The sequence below is a fragment of the Thiohalocapsa sp. ML1 genome (assembly GCF_001469165.1).
GTDB lineage: Bacteria > Pseudomonadota > Gammaproteobacteria > Chromatiales > Chromatiaceae > Thiohalocapsa.
The window spans coordinates 86,024-110,111 of the sequence record NZ_JABX01000006.1; the positions used below are offsets into that span (position 1 = coordinate 86,024).

Annotated in this window: 16 protein-coding genes; 2 read left to right on the forward strand and 14 right to left on the reverse strand. The window is 74.3% G+C overall.

Features of this window, described 5'->3' with window-relative positions:
- Nucleotides 1-294: 294 nt before the first annotated feature.
- The 13 genes from ML01_RS05515 to ML01_RS05575 all read right to left on the reverse strand — a co-directional run bounded on the left by ML01_RS05515 (nt 295) and on the right by ML01_RS05575 (nt 18,587).
- Entirely contained in the window at nt 295-2,217 is a 1,923-nt protein-coding gene (locus tag ML01_RS05515) for a hypothetical protein (RefSeq protein ID WP_058554404.1), read from the reverse strand.
- Between the two features lie 12 nt (nt 2,218-2,229).
- Nucleotides 2,230-3,033 carry a hypothetical protein gene (locus ML01_RS05520; RefSeq protein ID WP_058554405.1) on the reverse strand — a complete coding sequence of 268 codons (804 nt, stop codon included), beginning with the start codon at nt 3,031-3,033 and terminating at the stop codon, nt 2,230-2,232.
- On the reverse strand, nt 3,030-3,305 hold the full coding sequence (locus ML01_RS05525) for a hypothetical protein (RefSeq protein WP_058554406.1): 276 nt from the start codon (nt 3,303-3,305) through the stop codon (nt 3,030-3,032). The genes ML01_RS05520 and ML01_RS05525 overlap by 4 nt, the downstream gene beginning before the upstream one ends.
- Before the next feature lie 169 nt (nt 3,306-3,474).
- Complete coding sequence (locus ML01_RS05530; RefSeq protein WP_058554407.1) at nt 3,475-4,272, reverse strand: hypothetical protein; 798 nt, start codon at nt 4,270-4,272, stop codon at nt 3,475-3,477.
- Nucleotides 4,273-5,144: 872 nt separating this feature from the next.
- The gene (locus ML01_RS05535) at nt 5,145-8,765 is read right to left on the reverse strand and encodes a WD40 repeat domain-containing protein (protein ID WP_082673982.1); all 3,621 of its coding nucleotides are present in this window, start codon (nt 8,763-8,765) and stop codon (nt 5,145-5,147) included.
- Between the two features lie 10 nt (nt 8,766-8,775).
- Entirely contained in the window at nt 8,776-9,927 is a 1,152-nt protein-coding gene (locus ML01_RS05540) for an AAA family ATPase (protein ID WP_058554409.1), read from the reverse strand.
- A gap of 382 nt (nt 9,928-10,309) precedes the next feature.
- A complete protein-coding gene (locus ML01_RS05545) occupies nt 10,310-12,343 on the reverse strand; it encodes a 26S protease regulatory subunit (protein ID WP_058554410.1) in 2,034 nt (677 codons plus the stop codon).
- 105 nt (nt 12,344-12,448) lie between these two features.
- Nucleotides 12,449-13,324 carry a hypothetical protein gene (locus tag ML01_RS05550; RefSeq protein ID WP_058554411.1) on the reverse strand — a complete coding sequence of 292 codons (876 nt, stop codon included), beginning with the start codon at nt 13,322-13,324 and terminating at the stop codon, nt 12,449-12,451.
- Between the two features lie 232 nt (nt 13,325-13,556).
- Nucleotides 13,557-14,699 carry a JAB N-terminal domain-containing protein gene (locus tag ML01_RS28410; protein WP_058554412.1) on the reverse strand — a complete coding sequence of 381 codons (1,143 nt, stop codon included), beginning with the start codon at nt 14,697-14,699 and terminating at the stop codon, nt 13,557-13,559.
- Nucleotides 14,696-16,126 (reverse strand): ubiquitin-conjugating enzyme E2, encoded by a 1,431-nt coding sequence (locus ML01_RS05560; protein ID WP_216819112.1) that lies wholly within the window; start codon nt 16,124-16,126, stop codon nt 14,696-14,698. Before ML01_RS05560 ends, ML01_RS28410 begins: the two co-directional genes overlap by 4 nt.
- Nucleotides 16,127-16,131: 5 nt before the next feature.
- Nucleotides 16,132-16,860, reverse strand: coding sequence for a TIR domain-containing protein (locus tag ML01_RS05565; protein WP_058554414.1), 729 nt, complete (start codon nt 16,858-16,860; stop codon nt 16,132-16,134).
- A 39-nt stretch (nt 16,861-16,899) separates the two neighbouring features.
- The gene (locus tag ML01_RS05570) at nt 16,900-17,979 is read right to left on the reverse strand and encodes a ThiF family adenylyltransferase (protein ID WP_058554415.1); all 1,080 of its coding nucleotides are present in this window, start codon (nt 17,977-17,979) and stop codon (nt 16,900-16,902) included.
- 17 nt (nt 17,980-17,996) lie between these two features.
- Nucleotides 17,997-18,587, reverse strand: a complete 591-nt coding sequence (locus ML01_RS05575; RefSeq protein ID WP_058554416.1) for a hypothetical protein — start codon at nt 18,585-18,587, stop codon at nt 17,997-17,999.
- A gap of 635 nt (nt 18,588-19,222) precedes the next feature.
- Between ML01_RS05575 and ML01_RS05580 the strand changes: the two genes are divergently transcribed.
- On the forward strand, nt 19,223-19,750 hold the full coding sequence (locus tag ML01_RS05580) for a formylglycine-generating enzyme family protein (RefSeq protein ID WP_058554417.1): 528 nt from the start codon (nt 19,223-19,225) through the stop codon (nt 19,748-19,750).
- Between the two features lie 989 nt (nt 19,751-20,739).
- Nucleotides 20,740-21,678 (forward strand): hypothetical protein, encoded by a 939-nt coding sequence (locus tag ML01_RS05585; protein WP_082673996.1) that lies wholly within the window; start codon nt 20,740-20,742, stop codon nt 21,676-21,678.
- A 761-nt stretch (nt 21,679-22,439) separates the two neighbouring features.
- Here the strand turns inward: ML01_RS05585 and tssK are convergent.
- Complete coding sequence (gene tssK, locus ML01_RS05590; protein WP_058554419.1) at nt 22,440-23,867, reverse strand: type VI secretion system baseplate subunit TssK; 1,428 nt, start codon at nt 23,865-23,867, stop codon at nt 22,440-22,442.
- Nucleotides 23,868-24,088 lie beyond the last annotated feature (221 nt).

Sequence of the window (24,088 nt, forward strand, 5' to 3'; positions counted from 1 at the left end):
CAGCCGGCCGCGCGCGCCCTGCGGCACCGGCGGATGGACCGGGATGCCACGCCCGGCGACCGCCCGCGCCCGCGCCCCCGCACCAGCCCGGCCGCCGCCGATCCCGCATCGATCCGGACGATCGCCGAGCCGGCCGAAGGCCGCTGCGCCCAGCGCCCGCGAGCCGGCCGGCATCGCGACCGCCCGTCGCCCATCGCCAAGCCGTACCAAGCCACTGCATGGTCGGCGACCGAGCCGGGGACGCCTCGGGGCTAAAGGCCGCTCGCGGGCGCGGCCTCGGGTGCGCGCCGGGCCTCACGACGCCGCCCGCTCCGCCGCCCGCTCGTACAGCCGCCCGGCCGCCGCCGGCTCGCCGAGCTGCTCCAGGCGCTGCGCGGCCTCCACCAGCCGGCCCGCGCGCTCCAGGGCCAGGGCCTCGCGCAGCAGGGCGTCGCGGTCCGGGGGCGCCTCGCGGCGGCGGACGAAGGGCAGGCGGAGCTTGCGCTTGGGCTGCTCGGGGGCCTTGGGCTCCAGGGCCGCGGCCAGGGCCTGCAGCCGGGCCGCGGCGGCGCCGTCCACGCCGGCGGCGATGGCGGGGGGCGGGCCGGCCCAGAGCGTCCAGACCGGCAGCGCGTCGGCGGCGGCGAAGCGGTCCGCGCGCGGGTGGCCGCCGGCGGCGGCGCCGGTGAGGCTGTCGGTGTCGGGAGCGGGGTCCGCGCTGACGGCCAGCAGGGCGTCGTCGCCGGTGGGGAAGAACCGGGCGCGGGCGGTCTCGGGCAAGGGCGGGCTGAAGGCGAGCCCCTGCTGGAGGTAGAGCCCGCCGGGGCCGAGCAGCGCCAGCGGCAGGCCGAAGGGGATGCCGGCCAGCAGCCCGCCCGGCGCGAGCAGCAGGTGCCGGCCGGGGCCGAGCACCAGGTAGGCGCTCTCGGCGGCGGGGCGGCCTTGCAGGTAGACGGCGAGCGCGGAGAGCTCGCCGTCGTCCAGCAGCACTGCGTCCGGTGCCCGGGTCGGGCCGTGGCGGCGGACCAGGCGCAGCGGCAGCGGCGGGGTGGGCAGGGCGCCGGCGACGGGGGCGGTCCCGGGCGCCGGGCGGGGCGCGCCCTGGGGCGTGCTCGTGGCCGTGGCTGCCGGGGCCGGCACCGCCGCGGCGGCGGGCGGCGCCACCAGCTCCGCGGCGTCCACGAGCCGGCCGCGGAGCCGCACCCGCCAGTGGCCCGCGTCCGGGCCGGCCAGCAGCCAGTGCTCGCCGGCCGGCACCAGCGGGGCGATGAGGCCGCTGGAGAGCGGCGTCGCGTGGCGGTAGTCCACCAGCAGCGGCGGCAGGTCGGCGTCGGCGGCCGGCGCCGGCGGGCGGTCCGGGGCCGGCTCGGCGCCGGTGGCCTGCCCAGGCGCCCGCGCGACGATGGTGTAGGGCAGGCGCATCAGGGCGTCCAGGAAGGCGCCCGGCACCCGCTCGCCGCCCCAGGCGATGCAAAGCCACGCGGCGGCGCCGCTGCCGGCGGCGGGGGCGCCGGGGGCGAGGGGCTCGCGCTCCGCCGCGCCCAGGCGCACCGCGAGGCCGAGGTTCAGGGCGCGGCGCAGCACGGTGCGGGCGAGGGCGGCGGGGGTGATGCAGACGACGTGGTCCAGCCGGCGCGCCCGCGCCGGGCGCAGCGCGGTGGCGATGACGAGGTCCGCGAGGCCGGCCTCGGGCCAGTCGGCGGCGGACAGGGTGAGGTCGCCGGCCGGCTCGTGCAGCCGCAGGGCGCCGCGGGTTGCCTCGCCGACCGCCTTGCCCGGTGCGGGCGGGGGCGCGGGGGCGCTGCCGTCGGCGGGCAGCAGGGTCCAGTCGGTGCGCTCGCCGGCATAGGCGCGGGCGCCGGCGGCAGCGGCGTGGGCGGCGAGCCGCGGCCAGGGTGCCGGCACCTCCACCCACCAGGCGCCGGCGGGGCCGCGCCGGGCGCGCGCCTCGGCGGCGAGGCCGGCGGCGGCGACGGCGCCCAGGAAGGCGAGCGCGGCCTGCGCCGAGGCGAAGCGGCAGCCGGTGTGGGGGGGCGGGGGTGCGCCGGGGTTGGGCGGCGCGGGGGGTGGGGCGGGTGCGGTGGGTGCGGGGCGGTTGTCGGCCCCGGCAGCGGCGGATGCGCTGCGCTTATCCGCACGGGGGGCGGCGGTGGATGTGCCTGGTTGGTCCGTTCGGCCCTCGGTGGTGCCGAGCGGGCGGATGCGAAAGCCGAAGCCCGAGTCCTTGCCCTCCGTCATGGGGCGCCTCCGTTAGCTGTGCGTCGTGGGTTGTGCGTCGTGCTCGCGCGCGGGGGCCGGGTCGGGCACGGGGCCGGTGGGGTCGTCAGGCCCCGCCGGCGGCTCGGGCACGCCGGTGCTGTCGCCGAGCCGGCCGTGCGCCCAGGCCTCCCAGCGGGCGGCGCCGTCCGGCAGGCCGGCGCGGTGGGCGGCGGCGTGCAGCTCGGCGGTGAGGTCGGCGCGCTCCAGCACCTGCTCGGCCAGGGTATGTGCCCAGCCCCAGGGCCGCGCGTGGCCCGGCGATGGCGCGAGCGCCGCCAGGTCGGCCGTGGCCCGGCGCAGCAGCCGGGCGGCGGCGGCGTGGTCGCGGTGGGCGGCGATGCGGGCGCGGACCAGGGCGCGGGCGATGGGCAGCGTGGTCGCGGGCAGCGTGGTTGCGTTCTGGTCGGCGCCGGCCGCGTCGGGGTTGGGCCGGTCCTGGGCCGTCGGCGCGGCGGGCGAGCGCGCCAGCACGGCGTCCGCGTGCTGCGGTCGCCCGGCCAGGTGCGCCAGCAGCCAGGCGGCGCCGGGGATGTCGCCCGCCAGCTCCAGGCAGCGGGCGGCGGCGTCCGGGCGCCCGGCGCGCAGGTGGCAGTCCGCGGCGTCGGCGTGGCGCCCGGCGCGCTCGAAGCAGTCCGCGGCGCGGCTCGGGCGGCCCGCGTCGCGGTGCATCAGCGCGGCGCCGAGCCAGTCGCCGGCGAGCTCCAGGCAGCGCACGGCGTCGGCGCCGAGCCCGGCGTTGTGGTAGCAGCGGGCGGCCTGGGCCAGCAGGCGGGCGCGGGTGGGGGCGTCGGTCATGGGTCGTCGCCGCCGCCCTGCAGGGTGGCGCGCTCGTCCGGGGCGCGCTCGCGGTCGCGCGCGCCGGGCTCGTCCTCGGCGGGCTCGGGCGCGGCGGGCGTGGGTGGGCCGAGGACTTCTTCCAGCACTGGGTTGCGGGCGATGACCCGGCCCACCTCGGCGGCGATGCGCTCGTGCTCGGCCTCCGGCAGGGTGCGGTCCTGGTCGTCCACCAGGAACTCTTCCACCTCGCCGGTGAGCTTGTTCAGACGGAAGCGGATACGGGTTGGCATTTGGTGGCGATTCTTTTGATGGCGATTGTCCGATTGCGATCTCGGTTCCGATGTCGATCCCGGTAGCGATCCCGATGTCGATGTCGATCCCGATCCCGATGTCGATCCCGATGTCGATCCCGATCCCGATCCCGATCCCGATGTCGATCCCGATCCGGTCTCGGGGGCGCTAGTCCGGCAGCAGCAGGTCGATTTCCAGGTAGTCGTCGGTCTCGCGGGTGTCGATGTCGCCGGGGGCGACGCCGCGGCGGCGGGCGAGGCCTTCCAGGGCGTCGCGGTAGCCGAGGGCGAGGAGGCGGTGGAAGGCCTGGCGGGCGCGGATGCCGACCTCGGCGAGGTGCTCGCGGGCGCGCTGCTCCAGCTCCGCGCGGTGCAGCTCGGCGCGGGCCTCCAGGCGGCGGCGGCCGTCGGCCGCGGCGGCGGCGGTCAGCGCGGGGTCGGCGGCCTGTTCGGCGGCGTCGGCGGCGGCGTCGAGGCGTTGGCGGGCGCCGGCGTCGGCGTTGCGCGCGGCGGCCTGCTCGGCCTCGCGGCGGGCGGCGGCCTCGGTGTGGCCGCCCCAGCCGTCGTCGTAGTAGCCGGCCTCGGCGGTGGCCTCGATGTCGGCCTCCAGGGTGCCGCCCAGGGTCTGGCTCGCGACGCCGGTGCCGGTGAGGGTCGCGCTGGCTGTGGCGACGATCTCCAACTGGCGCTCGGCCGGGTGGTACAGCACGTAGCCGCCCTCCACGTCGTGGCGATAGGCGCCGTCGGGCTGGGCCACCCAGCCGTCGCAGCCGCCCTCGGCGCCGCGCGCCAGGCGCAGCTGCATCGCCATCAGCGCCGGCGCGCCCACGGAGGCGTCGAGCTGCTGGCGGATGCGCGCCTCGCCGCCGACCGTGAGGCTCACTGTGGCGGCGCGGCGCACCTCGCGCTCCCAGGCCTCGCGGACCTGGCGGGTGGCGGTGACGCGGACGCGTCTGGGGTTGCACATGGCGGGGTTCCCGGGTCGAGGTGCTCGTGAAACGATGGGCGCGGGGGATTATCACACGCGAGATTCGGGACAGCGGTGGTGTCGCTTACGTGAAGGGTCGGCGATCGCGGGTCAGCCTTGCCTGCTGGTGCCGAGGCTCCGCCTTTCCTGCTGGTGCCGAGGCTCCGCCTCGGCACCGGGCGCGGCGGCTCTGCCGCCAGTGCAGGGCGCCGGGGCGGCAGAGCCGCGCAGAGGCGTACCGAGGCAGAGCCTCGGCACGAGCTGAAAAAAGAAGGCTCGCACGGAGGCACGGAGACACGGAGAAGAGAAGAATTCTGCCTCCTTGGTCTCCGTGGTCTCCGTGGCTCTGCGGCTCCGTGTGAGCCCTTCTTCCTTCTGGTGCCGAGGCGGAGCCCTGGAAGGGCGTCCAGGCCAGCGGCACGGCGCGGCGTTGACGCACCGGCACGATGCGGCCGGTGGCGCCTTCGAGCTCCAGCAGGTCCGGCGGGACATCGAGCCCCATGACGTGCCGCAGTCTGCCTCGGCACGCCTATTCGCGGCTCTGCCGCCGCGCGCCGCGCGCCGTTCCCGCGCCTGAGCGCACCTGAGCGCCTGAGCGCACCTGGGCGCACCTGGGCGCAGAGCGCCCGCGGACGCGCGACACCGCTGGAGCGGTGTCGCGAGAATGAACTGCTGATCGTCACGGCGCTCCAGCGCCGTGACGCATCCCTCGGCCGCTCCAGCGGCGCGTCTGATCGTCGTTCTGGTGCCGAGGCTCCGCCTCGGCACCGGGTCCGGCGGCTCTGCCGCCAGTGCAGGCGCCGGGGCGGCAGCGCCGCGAAGAGGCGTACCGAGGCAGAGCCTCGGCACGCGCTGAACGGTCGGCGTGGGGCTCACGCGATCAACCGCCCGATGGCCGCCGCCACGCGGGCGAGCTCATCGTGCCCCAGGCACTCCCAGTGCTCGCAGTGGCGGGCGAAGGCGGGGCGGGTGCACTGGGTGCGGTCGCCGCCGGCTGTGGCCGCTTGGCCCCGGCGCGGCGGATAGCGCACGAACAGCGCCCGCAGGCCGGGGACCGCCGGCAGGCGCTCGGCCTCCGCGGCGAAGAAGCAGTGCGTCAAGAGCAGCACGATGGGCGCGAGGGCGTCGCCGTCGAGCCCGGCGAGCAGGGCCCGGGCCTTGGTCAGGCAGGCGGCGGGGTCCGCCGGCTCCAGGGTGCGGGCGGTGAGGATCTCCAGCCGCCCGGCCGGGTGGTCCAGCAGGTGCAGCTGGTGCGCGCCGGTGCCGAGCAGCACGGCAGGGATGCGCCGCTGCGCCAGGGTCTCCGCCAGCGCATAGGCGCCGGGGCGGGTGAGGGCCTCCACCGGGCCGTAGCAGGCGGGGCCGGTGTCGAGCAGGATCAGCGTCGGGCGCAGCCGCGGCGGCTCGCGGCCGGTGCGGGCGCGATACAGCAGGCCGCCGTTCAGGTGCCGGTGCAGCAGCAGCGCCGGCGGCAGCGCGAGCTGCGAGGGCAGCAGCGCCGTCACCGGCCCGCGGCTCGCGAGCCCGGCGCGGTCGAAGCCGGCGCCGCCGCCCTGGGCTGGGCCGGCCTCGACCGGGGCGATGCGGGTCGCGAGCAGCCGGCGCTGCGGCGCGGCCAGCGCCGGCAGGTGCCCGATGCGGTGGCGCAGCCGCAGCACCAGGCCCGGGTCGGCGGCCAGCGCCCGCGGGCCCAGCGCCGCCAGCAGGGCCAGCAGCCGCTCGTCCACCGCGGCCAGGGCCGGCAGCAGAAAGCCCACCGGCGGCGGCGGCGCCGCGGTCGGCACCGCCGGCGCGCACAGCGCCGCGTGCAGTCGCTCGGCGAGTTGGCTCGGGGCGAGGGCCAGCGTGTCGTCGGCCTCCCCGTGGGAGCGGCTTCCAGCCGCGACGCCGCGGTTTGGCGGTTCGGGCGGTTCGGTCGGCGGCGCCCAGGCCGCACCGCCCGGCCAGGGCCCATCCCGATTGCTGAGCAGCAGGGCTATCAGCGCCGGCCAGGCGCCGCCGGGCCAGCGCAGCGCGCGCAGCCGGGCGAGGCCGGGGTGGGCGGCGACCGGCGCCAGCGGGCCGTCGGCCTCGGCGCCGGGGGGCAGGCGCCCGGAGAGCAGCGCGTGCAGGTCCGCGAGCAGCGACAGCGGGCAGTCGATGCCGAGGCGGTGCAGGGCGGACCACAGGCGCGGGAGCGGGGCGAGGGCGGCGGGGATGACCGTGGGTGCCGCCGTGGGGGGTGATGTGGCAGCGGCCTCCGGCCGCGACGCGCCGGCGCCCGTTGTTGCCGGCTCGGGCGCCATCACCTCGCCCGCGGCCGACGGGACGCTGGAGCGTCCGCCCTTGCTCCCACGCTGGAGCGTGGGAGCGAGGCGTGTCGGGCGGCCCGGGCTTGCCGCGCTTGCCGGCAGGCTGTCGCGGGTGTCCCAGAGGCGAAGCCCATCCTCTAAGCAGGCGGCGGCGAGGAAGGCGCCGTCCGGGGACCAGGCGAGGCGGCGGCCATAATACCCGAGCTTGAAGCGGAAGCGGTGCAGCTCGGCGCCGGTGGCCGGGTCCCAGACGCGGACGGTGCGATCGCCGGAGGCCGAGGCGAGCCGGTGGCCGTCCGGGCTGAAGCGCAGGCACAAGACGGCCCCGGTGTGGCCGGTCAGCCGCCGGACCTCGCGGCCGGGGCCGGTCTGCGCGCCGGCGCCAGGCCCGGGCAGGTCGGCCCAGAGGCGGATGCTCGGGTCGGCGTTTGCGCCCGCCGAGGCGAGGAGCCCCGCGGCCGGGCCGCGCCGCGGCGCGAAGGCGACGGACCAGACATCGTCCGCGTGCCCCGCCAGCACCCCGAGGGCGCCGCCGCGGTCCGGGTCCCAGAGCCGGACGCTGTGGTCGCGACCGCCCGAGGCGAGCAGCCGGCCGTCGGCGCTGAAGGCGACGGTGAGGGCGCCGCCGCCGTGGCCTGCCAGGCGCGCGACCTCGCGGCCGGCGCGCGGGTCCCAGAGCCGCACCGTGCCGTCCTGCGACGCGGAGGCCAGCAGCGCCGGCGCGGTGGCGTCGCCGGGGCGGAGCGCGATGGACCAGACCAAATCGTCGTGACCGGTCATGCGCCGCACCTCGGCGCCGCCGGCCGGGTCCTGGATGCGGATGCGATCACCGGAGCAGGACAGCAGGCCCAGGTTCGGGTCCAGCAGCAGGTCCGTGATCCAGCGCTCATGGGCGCGGGTCTCCCACAGCAGGCGGCCGTCGGCGAGGTCCCAGGCGCGCAGCCGGCCGCCGAGATCGCCGCTGTAGGCCCGGCGCCCGTCGGGGCTCAGCGCGACGGACGAGACCCGATCGTCGCCCGTCCCGCCGCCGAGCCGCCCGAGCGACCCCGGCGTGGTGTCGTTCGGCAGCCCGGTCGGCACCCAGGGCGGCGGCGGCGCGGGCTCGGGGTCCGGCGCCGGCGCGCGCCCGACCGTGCGCGCCTGCCGCGCGAGCCAGTGAGCCAGGCTCGCCTCGCCGCGCGGCGCCGCCGGCCGCGCCGGCTGCACCAGGTCCGTGCAGTCCCAGAGGCAGACGCTGCCGTCGTCGGACACCGACGCCAGGGTGCCGTCGGGAGCGAAGGCGACGGAGTTGACCCAATCCTCGTGCGCGTCGAGCCGCTGCAGCTCCCGGCCGGTGTCGGCGTCCCAGAGGCGGACGGTCTTGTCCGTTGAGCCGGAGGCGAGGATCGGCCGGCCCGTGCCCGGGGCGAAGGCGACGGAAAGGACCAAGTGCTCGTGCCCGGTCAGCACCCGCAGCGCCCGGCCGCTGTGCGGGTCCCAGAGGCGGATGGTCCGGTCGTGCGAGCCCGAGGCGAGCAGCGGGCGGTGCGGGTTCGGGGCGAAGGCGACCGACCAAACCACGTCGGAATGCCCCTGCAGCCGCCGCAGCTCGCGGCCGGTGGCGCAGTCCCAGAGCCGGACCGTGCGGTCATCGGAGCCGGATGCGAGCAGCAGGCCGCCGGGGGCGGCCCGCGGGTCCGGGCTGAAGGCGACGGATCGGACCGTCATGGGGTGGCCCGCCAGCACCCGCGGGCTGGCGGATCCTGCTGACGTTGCTGCCGCGGCCAGGGCCGCCCGCGGGTCCCAAAGCCGGATGGTGTTGTCGTCCGCGCCGGAGGCGAGCAGCAGGCCGTCCGGTCCGTCGGCGAAGGCGAGCGACCAGACGTTGTTTCCGCCGCCGTGCCCCGCCAGCCGCAACAGCTCCGCGCCGGTCGCGAGATCGCGCAGCAGAATCGCATCATCATGCTCCGCGGCCAGCCAGCCCCGGCCGTCGTCGCTGCCGCCGCCGGGCGTCGCCTCGGAGGGCGGGAAGGCCACGCTGGTGATGTAGCCACGCGCCGCCTCCCCCTGCCATCGCTGCGCACCGTCCCGGTCCAGCAGCCGAACCCGGCCGTCCATACCCCCCACCGCCAACCAGCGCCCATCCGGCGACCAGGCGCAGCACCGAAGCGCCTTCGCCCCCGGCGAGAACCGCCGCATGAACCGCACCGGCTGCGCTGCCACTGTCTGGCCCTCAGCCCAGCTCCTCGCGCATCCCCTCCAGCACCCGGGCGATGACGGCCTCGGTGCGCCCGCGCAGCTCGGCCTCGTCCGGGTGGTGCAGCAGCAGCTCGCGGCGGATCTGGGCCAGGGCGCCTAAGTGCGCGGTCTGGGCGCCTTGGCCGGTCAGGTCCGCGGCGCGGCTCTCCAGCAGGTCCAGGGCGTCGGTGAGGTCGGGGATGGAGCGGTGGGTCTCGCCGGCGGGGCCGCCGGCCTCGTCCACCAGGGGCTGGATGACCTCGGCGAGCACGGCGCGGTCCTCGGGGGCGTTCCAGCAGTGGAGCAGGGGCCAGAGGTCGGCGGGGGTCGCTTGGTCGCGGCCTTCCAGCAGCGCGGCGCCGCGGATGAGCTTGAGGCCCTTGACCAGGCGGCGGTCGGAGAGCTCGACGCCCTCGGCGCGCAGTTGCCGGGCGAGCTCCTGGTACTGGGTCTGGAGGGGGCCGAGCTTGACGGCGGCCAGCTCGCGGTGCAGGGCGCCGAGCTGCTCCGGGGCGAGCAGGGCGGCGGTGTCGTCGGCGGCGGCGGTGAGGCGCCGCTGCTCCAGCGCCCAGCCGCGCTCCAAGAGGTCGCCCAGGTGCTCGTCGGCGACCGGGGTCATCTCCAGGCGCAGCACGAAGCGGTCGGAGAAGGCGCGCAGGGTGGGGTCGTCCGGGAGCTGGTTGGAGGCGCCGAAGAGCGCGATCAGCGGCACCTGCGTGCGTTGCGCGCCGTTGTGGAAGATGCGCTCGTGCACGACGCTGAGCAGGGTGTTGAGGATGGCGCTGCTGGCCTGGAAGACCTCGTCCAGGAAGGCGATCTCGGCCTCCGGCAGCATGCCGGCGGTGTTGACGACGTAGGTGCCGCCCTGGAAGCGCTCGATGTCGATGGGGCCGAACAGCTCCGAGGGCTCGGTGAAGCGGGTCAGCAGGTAGTCGAAGCGGCGCGCGTTGACGCCGTCCGCGAAGCGCGCCACCAGCTCGGACTTGCCGGTGCCGGGCGGGCCGAGCAGCAGGCAGTGCTCGCGGGTGACGAGCGCGAGGCGCAGCAGGTCCACCGCGGCGTCGCGGCGGGCGAACAGGAGCTTGAGGTTGGTGGCGACCCGGTTCAGGCGCGCGATGGTGTTGGCGGCGTCGTGGGAGAGGGGCATGGCTGGGTGGTCCTTGTGCGGTGCGTGGGCGTCGGGTGGCGGTGCGAAGGCGGTGGTGAAGGTGCGTGGGCGGAGCCGGTTGGTGGATGCGCTTCGCTTACCATGAAAGTCGCGCGCAGCGCGCTCCTTAATCTCCCTCTCCCTCTGGGAGAGGGCCGGGGTGAGGGAAACGGCCATGGCGAGCAGCGCCTTTCATCTTCCGGGGTGGCGCTGGTCGCCATGGTCGTTAGTCACAGTTTTCAAAAACAAGCAATGCAGTTTTTTCAACTACGAAACACGCGAAATACGCGAAAGGACAGCCGGACAGTCAGGGTTCACCGCAATTTCGCGCTTTTCGCGTGTTTCGTAGTTTCAAGAGGATGTGCAACTTGTTCTTGAATCGTTAGTAAGGGTCGGGCTCGGCGGCTTCGCCGGTGCGGCGCCGGTAGGGGATCATGCCGTCGCTGGGCTGGCGGCGCTCGCCGCGGCGGGGCGGTGGGCGGGGCTCGGTGGCGCCGCTGCGCTGGGTGTCGAGGCGGGTGCGCAGCCGGCCGACCAGCCAGCCGAGCTGCCAGGGGTCCATGGGCTGCGGCGGGTCTTCGAACCAGTGGCCGACGCAGGCGTCGCGGAACAGGGAGCGAATGTCGTCGCCGCTCAGGCCCTCGGTGGCGTCGGCGATGACGTCGAGCAGGCCGTCGTCGGCGGGCACCTGGAAGTGCTCGGCGTGGATCGCGGCGATGTGCCGGCGGGCGGTGCGCATGGGCGGGCCGATGTGGATCGGCTGGAAGCGGCTCGGGCGCAGCAGGGCCGGGTCGATGAGCTCCAGGCGGTTGGTGGTGCCGATGACGAGCATGGGCACGTCCGGGCGGAAGCCGTCCATCTCGGTGAGGATCTGGGCGACCAGGGCGTTGCCGGCGCGGGAGCCGCCGTCGTCGCGGCCGGTGCGGCTGGCGGCAATGGAGTCGATCTCGTCGAAGACGATGACCGACGGGGCGTTGCGCCGCGCCTCGGCGAAGATGGCGCGCACCTTGCGCTCGCTCTCGCCGACGTACATGTCCGTGACCTCGGGGCCGGAGACGACGCGGATGGTGGCGTTGAGCCGGTTGGCGACGGCCTTGGCGAACAGGGTCTTGCCGGTGCCGGGCGGGCCGTGGAACAGGAAGCCGCGGGGGATCAGCTCGCTGCGCAGGGCGTCCAGCCCCGGGTTGTCCTGCAGCCGCCCGCCGCCGGTCATGAGCGTGATGGCGCGCCCGAGCAGGTGCTTGACCTCGTCGTAGCCGCCGATGTGCTCGAAGCCGATGTCCGGCACGGCGAACTGCTCGGCGGACTGGGCCTTGAAGGCGCGCAGGGCGTCGATCAGGAGCGCCGTCGGGGCCGGGTGCTCGGGGCCGTGGCCCTGATCGCGGGCGGCCTGGGTGGCATAGGTCATGGCCTGGCGCAGCCGCACCGGGTTCAGGCCGGCGATGTTCTTGTAGAGCTCCTCCGGGGACAGGTCGGCGAACAGGGCGGCCTCGCCGGCGGTGATGAGGGCGCGGCCGATGGGCACCGCGGGCGCGTCCGCGGCGGCCGCCGGGTCGGCGACGGCCGCCGGCAGGCCCTCCACCTCCGCGCGCACCGCGAAGCGCGCGGCCACCACCTCGGGGGGCGGCAGGGTCGGGTCCACGAAGGCGAGCACCAGGGCGTCCAGGGCGCCGTAGATGGCCTCGGTCAGCTCGCGGGACTCGCGGCCCAGGGTCTTCTCGCCGCCGCCGCCCAGGAGGTCCAGGTTCGGGATCACCAGGACCTCGTCGGGCTTCAGCTCGGCGATGGTGGCGCGCAATTGCGCGAGGCGGTTGGGGCCGCCGCCCAGGCCGGGCTGTTCCGCCTCCGCCGGCAGGTCCAGCAGCCGCGGGGTGAGCTTGATCTCGCGCGGGCTGCCGTCCGCGGCGGGCACGAAGAGATCGGCGACGATGCGCGGCCACAGGTGCGGCACCACGAGCTTCTCGCAGGCGACCAGCACGGACAGGCGCGCGCGCAGGAAGCTCGCGAGCTTGCCGACCTCGGCGCGGTAGGCGATGGCGACGGCGCGGGCCTCGGTCATGGTTGGCGGGTGCCCGGTGCCGAGGCCCGCGGCCGGGTCCGGCGCGGCGCCGGGCTGCGCCGCACCGGCGGCGGGCGGGGCGGGTGCAGTGCCGTCGCCGGTGTCGGGGCGGGCGTCGCCGGGGCCGGCGGGGTCGCGCGCCGCGGCCGCATCGGGCGGGACCAGGCCCGCCTTGGCGGGGTCGACGACGCTGATAAGCAGGAGCGACAGGGGCGTGCCGAGGGTCTTGGCATCCAGCACGGCGTTGGTGGCGATGGCGGGGGCCAGGGCCAGCAGCTCGGCCAGGGTGCGGCGGTCGTCCGCGACCAGGAGGTCGGTGAAGGCCTGCGGGTCCAGGGTGAGCGGGGCGAGGTTCATCGATGTGGGGCGGGTGCGGGTTCTGCGGGAGGCGAGCTGGGGGGACGACAAGGGTCGCGTCGGACTAAAGGGCAGGCGCGAAGCAACAGGTCCGCACAGCGGACCCTACGCGGCGCCCTCGGCCGCGGCGCGCAGCGACGCGGTGAGGGCGGCGAGGCGCAGGCCCTCCAGGTAGACGTGGAAGTCCAGATAGCCGCGCTCGCGCACCGCCCGCGGGTCGTTGCGGTAGACGGCGCGGAAGGACTCCCACCAGCGCCCGGCGGCGAGCGCGAGGTGGAGCCGCGCGGGGTCGGTGTCGGCGCCGAGGCTGGCGAGGGCGCGCCGGATCAGCGCGGCCCAGTCGGCGCGGTGCCCGGCGAGCGCGGCCTCGACGATGTCGACGATCAGCTCGGGCCGCGCCGGGGCGCCGGCGGAGCCGAGCCGCAGCGCCTCCATGAGCCGCCCGCGCCAGGCGAGCAGGCCGGGGTGGTCCTCGGCGGCGGCGAAGGCGTGCACCAGGAGGCGCCGCCCGGCCGCGGTCGCGGCCAGGCGCTCGCAGAGCAGCACGGCCTCGTCCTCGCCGCCGCGGGGCGGCAGCATCAGCACCGCGGTGAGCGGCGAGCAGAGCAGCAGTTGCTCGGCGGTGACGGCCGGCAGGTGCAGCAGCGCCGGGCCGACGACGGCGTGGCGGGCGATGAGGTCGGCAAGGTCGCGAGTCGGCGGGCAGGCGTCGATGAGCCGCTCGGCCGCGGCCTGCGGCGCGGCGCCGATGGCGGCGGCGAGCCAGAGCGGCTCGGGGGCCAGCGGCGCGGCGGGCTCGGCGAGCAGCGGCGCGAGGCCGAGCCGGGCGGCGGCGATGGCGACGGCGCGGGCGAGGGCGGCGCGGGCGGCGGCGCCGGGGCGGGCCAGCTCCGCCAGGTCGCCCAGGTCGCCGCGCGGCGGCGGGCCGTCGGGGGCCTCGCACCAGGCGAGCACGGCGATGGCGGAGCGCTCAGCGGTCATGGGCTGCTTGCACCCGCAGAGGGAAGGGCGGGGTGATTCGGGATCGGGATCGGGATCGCTATCGGTATCGAGATCGGTATCGGGCTCAGGCTCGGCCTCGGTATCGACCTCGGTATCGACCTCGGCCTCGGCCTCGGTTGCGATGGCGAGTGCATCGGCAAACCGCAGCCGCCACGGACCAGGACGGCGGATGCGCTTCGCTTATCCGTACGGCGGGCACCCTGTTGCCGAGTCATGGCCGAGCACCACGGGTTTGATGGTGGCACAGCAGCATGTCCTCCCCCCGGCGCACGTACCAGCGCAGCACGCGGTGCGGGCCGTCCAGGTTGACGAGGCCCGCGACCTGCCAGGGGATGCGGAAGGTGGTGAAGTGCAGCCGGTAGTCGATGGACGACAGGCCCATGGCGTCGGTCGCCGGGAACAGGTGGGTGTGGTACCAGCCGAGCAGCACGGCGCCCTGGTGCTCGGTGGCGAGGCGGGCCTTGATGGCGTCGAAGGAGTCGCCGGTGAAGGTGAAGTGCAGGAAGGAGGCGCCCACCTGCTCCGCGGGGACGGCGGCCCTGACCAGGACGATGAAGGTCTCGGGCGCGTCGGCGTCGGCGAACACCTCGCCCACCAGGAAGCCGCCCTGCTCGACCTGATCCGAGAAGGGCCGGTCGCGCTCCAGCTCGGCGGCGACGACGGGCTCCATGACGACCTTGACGAAGCCGGTGTGCAGCGCGGCCTCGGCGAAGCCGGGCGGCGGCGGCGCGGCGCCGAGGTCGGCCAGGCGCCGCGCCGGCGGCGGGGCCGGCGGGATGGGGCGGATGCGAAAGCCGGGCCGCTCGCCCCGGGCGTAGGGCGTGACCTCGGCGACGCCGAGCGGGACGGGGGCGGGGATGTGCAGCAGCCGCTCGATGCCCGGCCCGTCGATGCGGAAGGCGCGCACGCGCCTGCGCTCGGCGGGGTCCAGCGCCTGTACCCAGGCGCGCACGCCAGGCCCCAACACCTCGACGGCGGTGTGCGGGTGGCGATAGTGCCAGTGGCCCGCGATGTGGACCCGCACCTGGATGTAGCCGATGGCGTCGCTGGCATAGGCGAGCGGCGGGTCGCCGCCGATGCCGGTGTCGTCGCTCGGGTAGGGCAGCAGCAGCAGGAACGGCGGGTCCGCGCGGCGCCAGTGCGGGCCGAGCCAGCCGGTCAGGAAGGGGTCGGCGACCTCGACGATGGGGCGCGCCGGCGCCACGGGGTCGAGGGCCGCGTCCAGCAGCACCACGGTGTAGCCCGGCTGGTGCCCCGCCGGCTGCGGGTCCGCCGCGGGCGCCGGCCCGGCGTGGTCGTCGCCGCCCGGCGTGCTCCCCGGCGTGCTCCCCGGCGTGCTCCCCGGTGTGCTCATGGCGTCACCCGCCGGATGCGCAGCCGCCGCTCGGGCGCGCCGGCGAGCACCATGCGCCCGGTGAGGGAGATGCCGCCGCGGGCCTCGATCGCCCGCTGCCCGTCCGGCGTCATGGCCCAGCGCGCGGCCTCGGTGTCGAGCGCGGCGCCGCGCAGCGCGCCGGGGCGCTGCGGGTCGTCCTCCACCACCGCGTAGTTGCGGTAGGCGGCCAGGTCCACGAGCATCTGGCACAGCTCGCCGAAGTCCATGCCCGGCACATAGTGCTCCTTCAGCGCCCCCAGGCAGACGTAGCCGGTCTCGCGGTGGATGTTCGGGTGGAAGATCTCGGTGAGCCACCAGGCCGCCGGCGCCTGCTCCGGGAAGTCCGCCGGCACCTCCACCAGCACGCGATGCCGCTCGATGGGCACCGGCGGCCCGCCGGGCGCGGGCGGCGGGCCGAAGCTCGGCGCGCTGAAGTCGAATTCGTATTCCGTGGGGGCGACCAGGGAGTTGGCGCTCATCTCGAAGCCGGGGTGGGCCTCGACGTAGTCGATGACCTCGTTGCGCGCCTTGGCGAGCGCCTCCTCGCGGCGGTTCGGGTCGATGGCGCCGGCGGTGCGCTCCGGCGAGACGTTGAGCACGTCGCCGGGGCGCACGCCCGCGTCGTGCAGGGTGTCGCGCGGGTCGAGGCGATGGCGCTCGCCGCTCGGCGTGACGCGGTTGACCACGGCCTGCGTCCGCTGCCCCTGGGACATGGGCCAGGCCGCATCGCTGTAGGCGTTCATGATGCCGCGGGCGACGTCCTTGACCGTCGTCGACGCCCGGATGCGGTCGAGCCCGAAGCGCTGGCCGTCCGGGCCTTCGGCGGTGAGGGGGTCGGAATAGTAGTCCCGGAAGTGGTAGGGCTCGACCGTCATGCGCGATTCGACGCCGCGCTCCCGACAATACTCATGCACCTCGCGCATGACATCGTCGACCTGCGTCTCCGACAGCCCCTCGAGGGTGACGTTGAATCGCGAGCTGCCTTCTTCGCCGAGATTGATCAAGGCCTTGCCCCCTTGCGTCTGTGCCGAGTCTCCCAGGCGCTGAAGGATCGCCAGCAACACATCAGGCGGCAGCTCGCCGGTGATGCGCAGCTCGACGTTGATGCCGGTGTGCCCGCGGCGATCCGGGGCGTCGGCGGGATCCCGGCAATTGGCGAACACCGAGTTGCCGGCGAAGATGGACGCGGCAGCCCGGCACAAGCGGCTGACGCCGTCATGGCCCCCCATCCCCTTCTTGAGCTTGTTGACCACGTCCCGCCACCAGTCGAGGATCGATGGCGTTCCGAACGCACCGAAGAAGACGTGCTTGACGTCGATCTGCGCCAGCAACGCCGTCGCACCGGAGCTGTTGTCGAAGCACTCCGCGAGCTCGGTGATGAATCGGTTTTCCCAGTCCTGTGTCATCGTGATCAAACGCCCGCGACCAGCCATGCCGCCAAGTCGGCGAAATCATGCGGCGCCGCCGACATGCGCCCCTGCCGGCTGGACAGGTAGGAGGCGGCGCTGTTGGGGTCGAGGCCGTCGACCCAGATGGGGACGATGGCCGCACCGCGGCTGTCCGCGACGCCGATCTCGTAGGCGCAGAAGGTGCGTTGCAGGAAGTCCGGGGTCACCCAGCAGGCGAGCACGGAGGCGCTGCCGGCGGCGTCGCGGATGACGTCGAGCCAGCGCTGGCCCGGCCCGATGGAGCGGTGGTCGAGGAACAGGGCGAGCCCGGGCGCGGCGGCGGCGAGGGCGTCGTAGAGCGCGTCCACCTGGTGGCGGTTCGCCGACGCGTAGCTGAGGAAGATCCCGCGCTCCCCGGCGGCCGGGGCGGCTTGGGCGCCGGCGCTGCCGAGGTCGAAGAAGAGCCGGGACAGCTCGGGGTTGCCGGGCAGGCGGTCCGCGACGCGCTCGACGACCCGGGCGACGGCGTCGGCGCGAAAGCCGGCGGTGCTGCTCATGCCGGCATTGGCGGCCTTGACGGTCGCGAGCCAGTCGCCGAGCGGGGTGCCGCCGGGGGCGAAGCGCTCGCCGGGGAAGTCCAGCTCCATGCGCACGGTGGGCGCATTGACGGCACCGTCGGGCGCGACGCGGGCCAGGGTCTCGGCGACGCGGTGCAGCTCGGAGGGTTTCAGCTCGCGGGGTCCGTTGGACATGGTCAGCTCCGTTCGGTGCGCGGTGGCCGGTAGGGGTCGTCAGCAGAGCTCGACGTAGTCGAGCCCCGCCGGGCGGCGCACGGCGAGGATCTCCGCCGCCGGAACGCCAAGTGTCCGAAGTTTAGCGCCTTGCGGCGCCCGGTCCAGTTCCAGCGACGTGCGCGGGTGCAGCCGGGCACCGCAGCGCGGGCAGTCGGCGGCGGCGACCCGGCCGGGCCGCTCCGCGCGGAAGCCGCAGCGCCGGCAGGCCACGGCGAGCTGGAAGGGCGTCCAGGCCAGCGGCACGGCGTCCGCCGGCAGGCCGGCGCAGAGGTCGCCGACGCTCGGGTCGGGGCCGAGGGAAAGCGGCCGGGCCGCGGGCAGGCGGTGGTGATACGGGCAATGCGGGTCGCGGCGTTGACGTACCGGCACGCTGCGGCCGGTGGCGCCGTCGAGCTCCAGCAGGTCCGGCGGGACATCGAGCCCCATGACGTGCCGCAGCGCGAGCAGGGCCATCAGGTTGCCCACCAGGGCGGACAGGGGCGCGGTGGCGCCCGCGCTGTCGGGCTCGGCGGGCAGCCCGCAACCGCGGCGCACCTGGGCCAGGGCATCGTCGGCGGCACGCTCGCCGGGCGTCAGGCCGCAGCCGTAGCAAGGGCCTTCCGGGGCCAGGTACGGGCGCACCTCGCCGCTCCAGGGGCCGGTGGCGCCGTCGATCCAGGGCGCACCGGCGAGGCCGCGGCGGCCGGCCAGCGCGAGCCGGGCGGCGCGGCTGTCCAGACAGCCCATGACGAGGCTCGCGGCGCGCAGCTCGGCCAGGCCGATGCCGTGCTCCAGCCGGTCAGCGCGGATGTCCACGACGGTGTCGGGGGCGATGCGGGCGAGGCCGTCGCGGGCGGCCTCGACCTTGAGCCGGCCGATATCGGCGCCCGTGAACAGCGGCGCGCGGCTCAGGTTGGAGGCCTCGATGCGGTCCATGTCGCACAGCAAGAGCCGCCCGACGCCGGCGAGCCCCAGGGCCTGGGCCACGGCGTTGCCGAGGGCGCCGACGCCGACGACGATGATGGTGGCCGCCCGCAGCCGCGCCTGATCCCAGCCGGGGAGCCGCAGGTGGCGGTCGAAGCGGCCGTCCGCGATCATGGCGCCGGCGGCGGACCTCAGCTCATGCCCGGGCAGGAGCCCTGGTGCCGGCTGGAGCGCAGCCAGAGGTCCCAGCAGTGCAGTTGCTTCAGCACATCGCGGTGCACGGCCGCCTGGCAGCGCGGGTGCAGCGGGTCGCAGGGGCAGATGACAACCAGATCCAGCGGCCGAAAGGTGTGTCCGCAGACCTTGCAGGCGGCGCGCCCGTGGCCGCGGTGCGGCGGCGCGAGCAGCGGATGGCCGGCCTCCAGGCGGGTGAGCGGGACCTCGTCCGGCATGGGCCAGGCGGTGATGAGGCCGTCGTAGAAGCCGGCGGCGGCGCTGAGCGGTGGCGCGTGCGCCGCCGCCGCGGGGTCGGCCGAGGCGCAGTGCAGCCCGGGCATGTCGTGCCGGGCGCGGCGGTCCGGCAGCGTCAGCACGGTATCGCCGAGCCGGAAGCTGTGGCCGCAGACATCACAGCGCCGGTGCAGCCAAGGCGAGCGCAGCGTCGTCTGCACGCGCTGCGGCGCGGGTGCGCCCGCCCCGGCGGCGCGCGGCGCGCCCTCGAGCCCCGCGGCCCTGCCCGCGTCGAAGGCCGCTCTTACCAGTCCGGCCTGGTGTTCCGGCATCTGTGTCGTCCTCTCATACCGACTTCGCGCATCGAACGCACGCCGTATGCCGCTTGCCGCCGACGAGATTCTGCGTCGGTTGCGCCAGTCGCATGCGGATTTCCATCGGCTCGTCGTCCCGCCCCCGCTTGGGGTGCTCGCACGCTATTGGGCCGCCTGCCTGCATGACCGACCCACCTTAACAGAACCCAGTCGGCCCACTGCCGGCGGCGGCGTGCATTCAGGTGCGCATCGGTCCAGATCGCGCAAAGCACCCTTGTCACCGCCGATTGCGACGTCACGAAGAACGCTACCTCGCCTTGCCGACTTTGATCTTCACCCATCCAAGGCAGCCGCGCGCGTGCAAAGGAAAAGGCGCTGGAAGCGGCAAAGAATACCTGCACTGGATCTGCGAGCGCATCGTTCACGCCGCGGCTGCGCCCGGACCCGGGCAGTCTCGCTCCGACCGCCGCTACCTTTCGCAGCCTCTTGCTCGGCAGTTTTGCTGCCGCAAGCGACGAGCTGTTGCCGCTGTTCGGCTCTTGGCTCTCGAGGTTCGCCGACGCGCGGTACCTCGACCGCGAAGCCGCCTTTCGGCGACAGGACGTGATGTCGCTCGACAGCGGTAGGCTCCGCTGTGCGGACCATTTGCCCGGGTGAGGCACCTTGGGCGGAGCTTCGACTGGTACGAGGCGGTCGCCTTCTGCCGCTGGCTCACGGCGCGGCTCGCGCTGCCTGAGGACAGCGTCCGCCTCCCGACAGAGTTGGAATGGGAGAAGGCGGCGCGGGGCGAGCAGGGGCTCGAGTATCCCTGGGGTGCGGAGTACCGGTCTGGCTTTGCCAACGTTGATGAGACGGATCGCCACGACATCGCCAAATCAAAGGCCGGCCCCTGGTTTCTGGATCAGACCACCGCCGTTGGCGTGTACCCGCACGGCGGCTCGCCCTACGGCGTCGAGGACCTGGCCGGAACGGTCTGGGAGTGGTGCCTGAACAGGGGCGACAACCTGGACGTCGTCGCGGCCGACACCAGCGGCCCCGCGCGGGCGTTGCGCGGCGGCTCCTGGCTCAATCCTCCGCGCGACGCCCGCGCCGACTTCCGCCCCTGGCTTCTTCCCGACGATCGCTTCGACCTCGGGGGGGTTCGGTTGTTGTCGTCGGTCCCCATCGACGCTGACCGCTGATCTGCTGTGCGCTGTTTGCTGTTTCCTGTCCGCGAGTCCCTGGCTCCGTCGCACAGCGGCGGAGCCCCGCGCATTTTTTCGCATCGTACACGATAACGCGAAGCCCGTAGGGCATAGGCTGGGTTGCGGCACGCAACCCAGCGCCCGGGATCACCACACAAACCGCTTCCGACTGGTGCCGAGGCTCCGCCTCGGCACCGGCCTCGGCGGCTCTGCCGCCAGTGCACGGCGCCGTGGCGGCTGAGCCGCGACGAGGCGTACCGAGGCAGAGCCTCGGCACGAGGTAAAAAATGCGCGGCTTCGCCGCTTCGCGGCCGAGCCGAACTCCCACGCTGGAGCGTGGGAGCGAGGCGGGATGTGTTTCCCGGCGACGAGCTGCTCGCCGCTTGCCGCCCGCGGGGCCTGCCCATCGGCAATCTGACCTCCCAATTCCCACTGGTGCCGAGGCTCCGCCTCGGCACCGGCCCCAGCGGCTCTGCCGCCAGTGCACGGCGCCGCGGCGGCAGAGCCGCGAAGAGGCGTACCGAGGCAGAGCCTCGGCACGAGGTAAAAAATGCGCGGCTTCGCCGCTTCGCGGCCGAGCCGAGGACTCGCGGGCAGGAAACAGCAAGCTCGGGTTCCGACTGGTGCCGAGCCTCCGGCCCGGCACCGACGCCGGCGGGTCCAGGCTCGCGACACCGCTCCAGCGGTGTCGCGCGTCTGTGGGCGCTCTGCGCCCCGGTGCGCCGAGGTAACCGGAACGGCGCAGAGATGAGGGCAGGCACGACTGGTGCTGAAGCTCCGCCTTGGCACAAGATGAGCCCGAGGCCATCACGCCGCTCCAGCGGCGAAGGGGTGGAGTCGTGAGCGCCGGTCGCGAGCGCGCATTGTCGCTGCGCGGTGCATGCCCTATGCTCGGTCGCACCGTCGACGCCGTCGGCGCCCAGCCGATCCGCGTTCGGCAATGGCGCGGCGGCGCCGTTGTCAGGCCACCGAGGGGGGAGACCCGCATGCCCGAGGACACGCCGCGGCCATGGCACCGCCTGTTCGGTGTCACGCTGACGGATCTGTTCGCCGGCACGCCGTGGCGGGTGGAGCTGGAGAAGGAGCTGGCGCTGCGGAGCCAGTTGCTCGACGTCGTCATTATCGAGCAAGGCGCCGGCGGCGAGCGCACCGACGCCGTCGCGGGGCTTGAGCTTCCCGACGGTCTGGAGGGGCTTCGCGCGCACAACCTGCTGACCTACAAGTCGCAGCACGAGGCCTTGGACGGCTGGGCCGTCGAGGAGCTGATCGGCCACTACGTCAACTATCGCAAGCTGCTGATGTCTGCGTCCAAGCAGCAAGCGCTGCCGGCGGCGGCGAGCTTCCAGCTCTACGCGGTCGCGACCCGCCATCCGGCCAAGCTTGCGGCCGGCGTACAGCTCGCGGCGACGCCGTGGCCGGGTGTCTTCGACCTCCACTGGGGTACGCGCCGCATCCGGCTCATCGTGCTCGGTGCGATCGCCAAGCATCCGCGCAACGCCCCGTGGGAACTGTTCAGCGCCGAAATGGATCGGATTCGCCACGGGGTGGCGCATTATCGCGCCCGTACCCCGCAGACCGCAGCCCTGCTGCACGAGCTCTATTTTCGCTACCGACTGGAGCTGCCGACCATGGCCTACACCCTGGATGACTATGCCCGCGACAGCCACCGCTTCATCCTCGATCACCTGACCCCTGAGCAGCGGCGCGCCTTCCTGCGAGAGGTGCCGCCGGCAGAGCGCCTTCGCGATCTATCGCCGGAAGAGCGGCGCGCCTTTCTGCGAGAGGTGCCGCCGGAAGAGCGCTTGAGCGGGCTGCCGCCGGAAGAGCGCCTGCGCGGGCTGAGCCCGGAGGATATCCGCAAGCTCAAAGCGCATCTCGATCAGCTCGGCGTCACAAGCGACGCGGAAGACGTGCCGGGGTCGTAGGTCGAGCCGACGTGAGCGGGCCCGACAGTCGCCCCGGACGCAGCGCCCTAGTAGAGCCTCGGCACCAGCTTGGAGCCGGGGCGTCCCGCCCCGGACCCATGGAGCCGGGGCGTCCCGCCCCGGGCACAGCGCGCCAGACCCGCCCAATGCCCAGCATCCATAGGACGCGCAGCCGCCGCGCCCCGTCCCGAACCCGGCCTTCTCCGATACCGCAACACTGCAGCGGCACACAATGCTCCGACTGCTTCCCCGAGGCCCCTCTCGCGCCCAGGCTCCGGCGTGGGACTGTCTGGCAGCCCCTCCAGCGGCGCGTCGCACCGGACGCGCGATGCATTGGACGCGACGCTGGAGCGTCGGCCCGTGCGCCCACGCTGGAGAGATTGTGAAAGTATTCCCTTATGAGCCACAAAACGGCCTCGTCGTAGGGTGGGTCAAGCGAAGCGGACCCACCGTTGTGCGTATCGAATCCAATGAAAGTCAATGCCTTACAGGCAGCGCTGAAGCTGGGTCAGGTGGAACCGCTGCGCTTGTTCCACCCTACATCCGAATACTTTCACAGTCTCTGGAGCGTGGGAGCGAGGCGGGAAATAATACCTGGCTCCGCCGCTTCGCGGCGGAGCCGCGGACTCGCAGGCAGGAAACAGGAAACGAAAAGATGTTCCGACTGGTGCCGAGGCTCCGCCTAGGCACCGGCTCCGGCGCTCTGCCGACAGCGCAGGGTCGGACTGCTGCGGAAAGGAGGTATCTTCCTAGGTCACGGCCTACTCTCGAATGGCCCAGAGCTCCAACTGGAGCCCCGGAAAGTCGCCGCCCACGTGCAGCCCGAAGCCCCCGCCGCTGGCGGTCTGCCGCCACAGCTCGGCGCTGCGGTCGAGTTCGAAATAGACGAAGCCCGCGCGATAAGGGATTTCGCGCGGCGCAACCGGCAGTGGGTGTAGCGCGACACCGGGCAGCGCGAGCTTGACCAGATGCAGGATCATGTCGATGGGGCCGATCTTGACCTGGGCCGGGAAGCGGTTGCGCAGCAGCTCGGAGGACAACTGCGCTTGGCCCGCTAGCACGAAGTGCGCGCTCGTGAACAGCGACGGGTCCGGCACCAGCGCGATGCGAAAGCCGTACTTGCGGTCCTGGATCGCGATGGCGACGGCGCGCTCGACGCCCTCCGTGGGCACGCCGACGCCGGGTCTGGGGTCGCCCAGTTCCGCGAGGCGGTCGCCGACGGCGCGGCGGTTCGGCGGCTCGGTGGCGGAGCCGTTGACTTCGTCGAGCAGTTCGCGGATCTCCGGGGACGATTTGGGCTGGGCTGGGGGCTCGGCGAGGTCGACTTGCGGTGGCCCGGAATTGCTCCGGGCTGCATCCTCATCCGGGCTCCCGGGCTGTGGATCTTGCTTTGCGTCATCACCGATGGGGCCTGGGCTGTCTCTTCTCGCAGCGGCGACGAAGCAAACCTGTCGTCCCTGCCCACGAGGCTCAAGGAGGCCCCGCTTCACCATGTCGCGGAGAGAGCGCACCGCGGTGGCGTGGCTCACCTGGGCCACCGTCATGTAGTCCGCTGCCGTCAGTCGGCCCTCGCGGTGCAGGTGATCCATGGCTTGGCGCTGCGCCTCGGACAACCCTTGCTTGGCAAGCGCGTCAGCGTCGTTGCCATTGCGCAAGACGATTGGTGTGTCAGGGACTCTGCGCCGCTGTTCGGTTGCGGTCTGGTGTGGAGTCTCCACCGGCTGCGCGAGCAGCCACTCGATGCCGCGGATCAAGTGCTCCATGTGGCCGCGAAAGTGGCGCCCGGCGGCGTGCACCGTCGCCGCGTTGCGGTACGCGAGCGGCGCGATGCTGGCGGGCAATGCGGCCTCGTCCGGCATCTGGGCGTCGTCCAGCAGCACCGGGATCAGCGGGATGCCGCGCCGGAGCGCGATCTCGATCTCGGTGCGGACGAAGTCCCGCGGCGCATCGAGCCGGCGCTGCCCGTTCGCGTCCTCGGCCGTGAGCCAATGCCGCCCCATCACCACGAGCACCAGGTCGCATTGGCGGATCTGCCGATCCAGCCAGTCCCGAAAGTCGACGCCCAGGGGGATATCGTCCACGTCCATGAACAGATGCTCGCGCCCGAAGTGCTGCTCCAAGCGCATGTAGATGGCCAATGCGGCGTGCGCGCTGTCCTCGCGGCGGTAGCAGATGAAGATCTTGGACAAGACTGCGCGTCCTCGTGGCGGGCTTCTCGGTATTCGACGGCCATCGGGGGAAGTCCCGGCAGTGTAGCCGGGGCAGCCGGGAGGTCCAATGTTTGCGCAGGACGTCGGACGTAGGCTGGGTTGAACTTGCGAAACTCAGCGGTGCGAGCGGGTGTGCGGGTTGGTGCGGCGCTCGGGGACGCTGGGTTTCGCGCCTCAACCCAGCCTACGGCCTGGGTTGC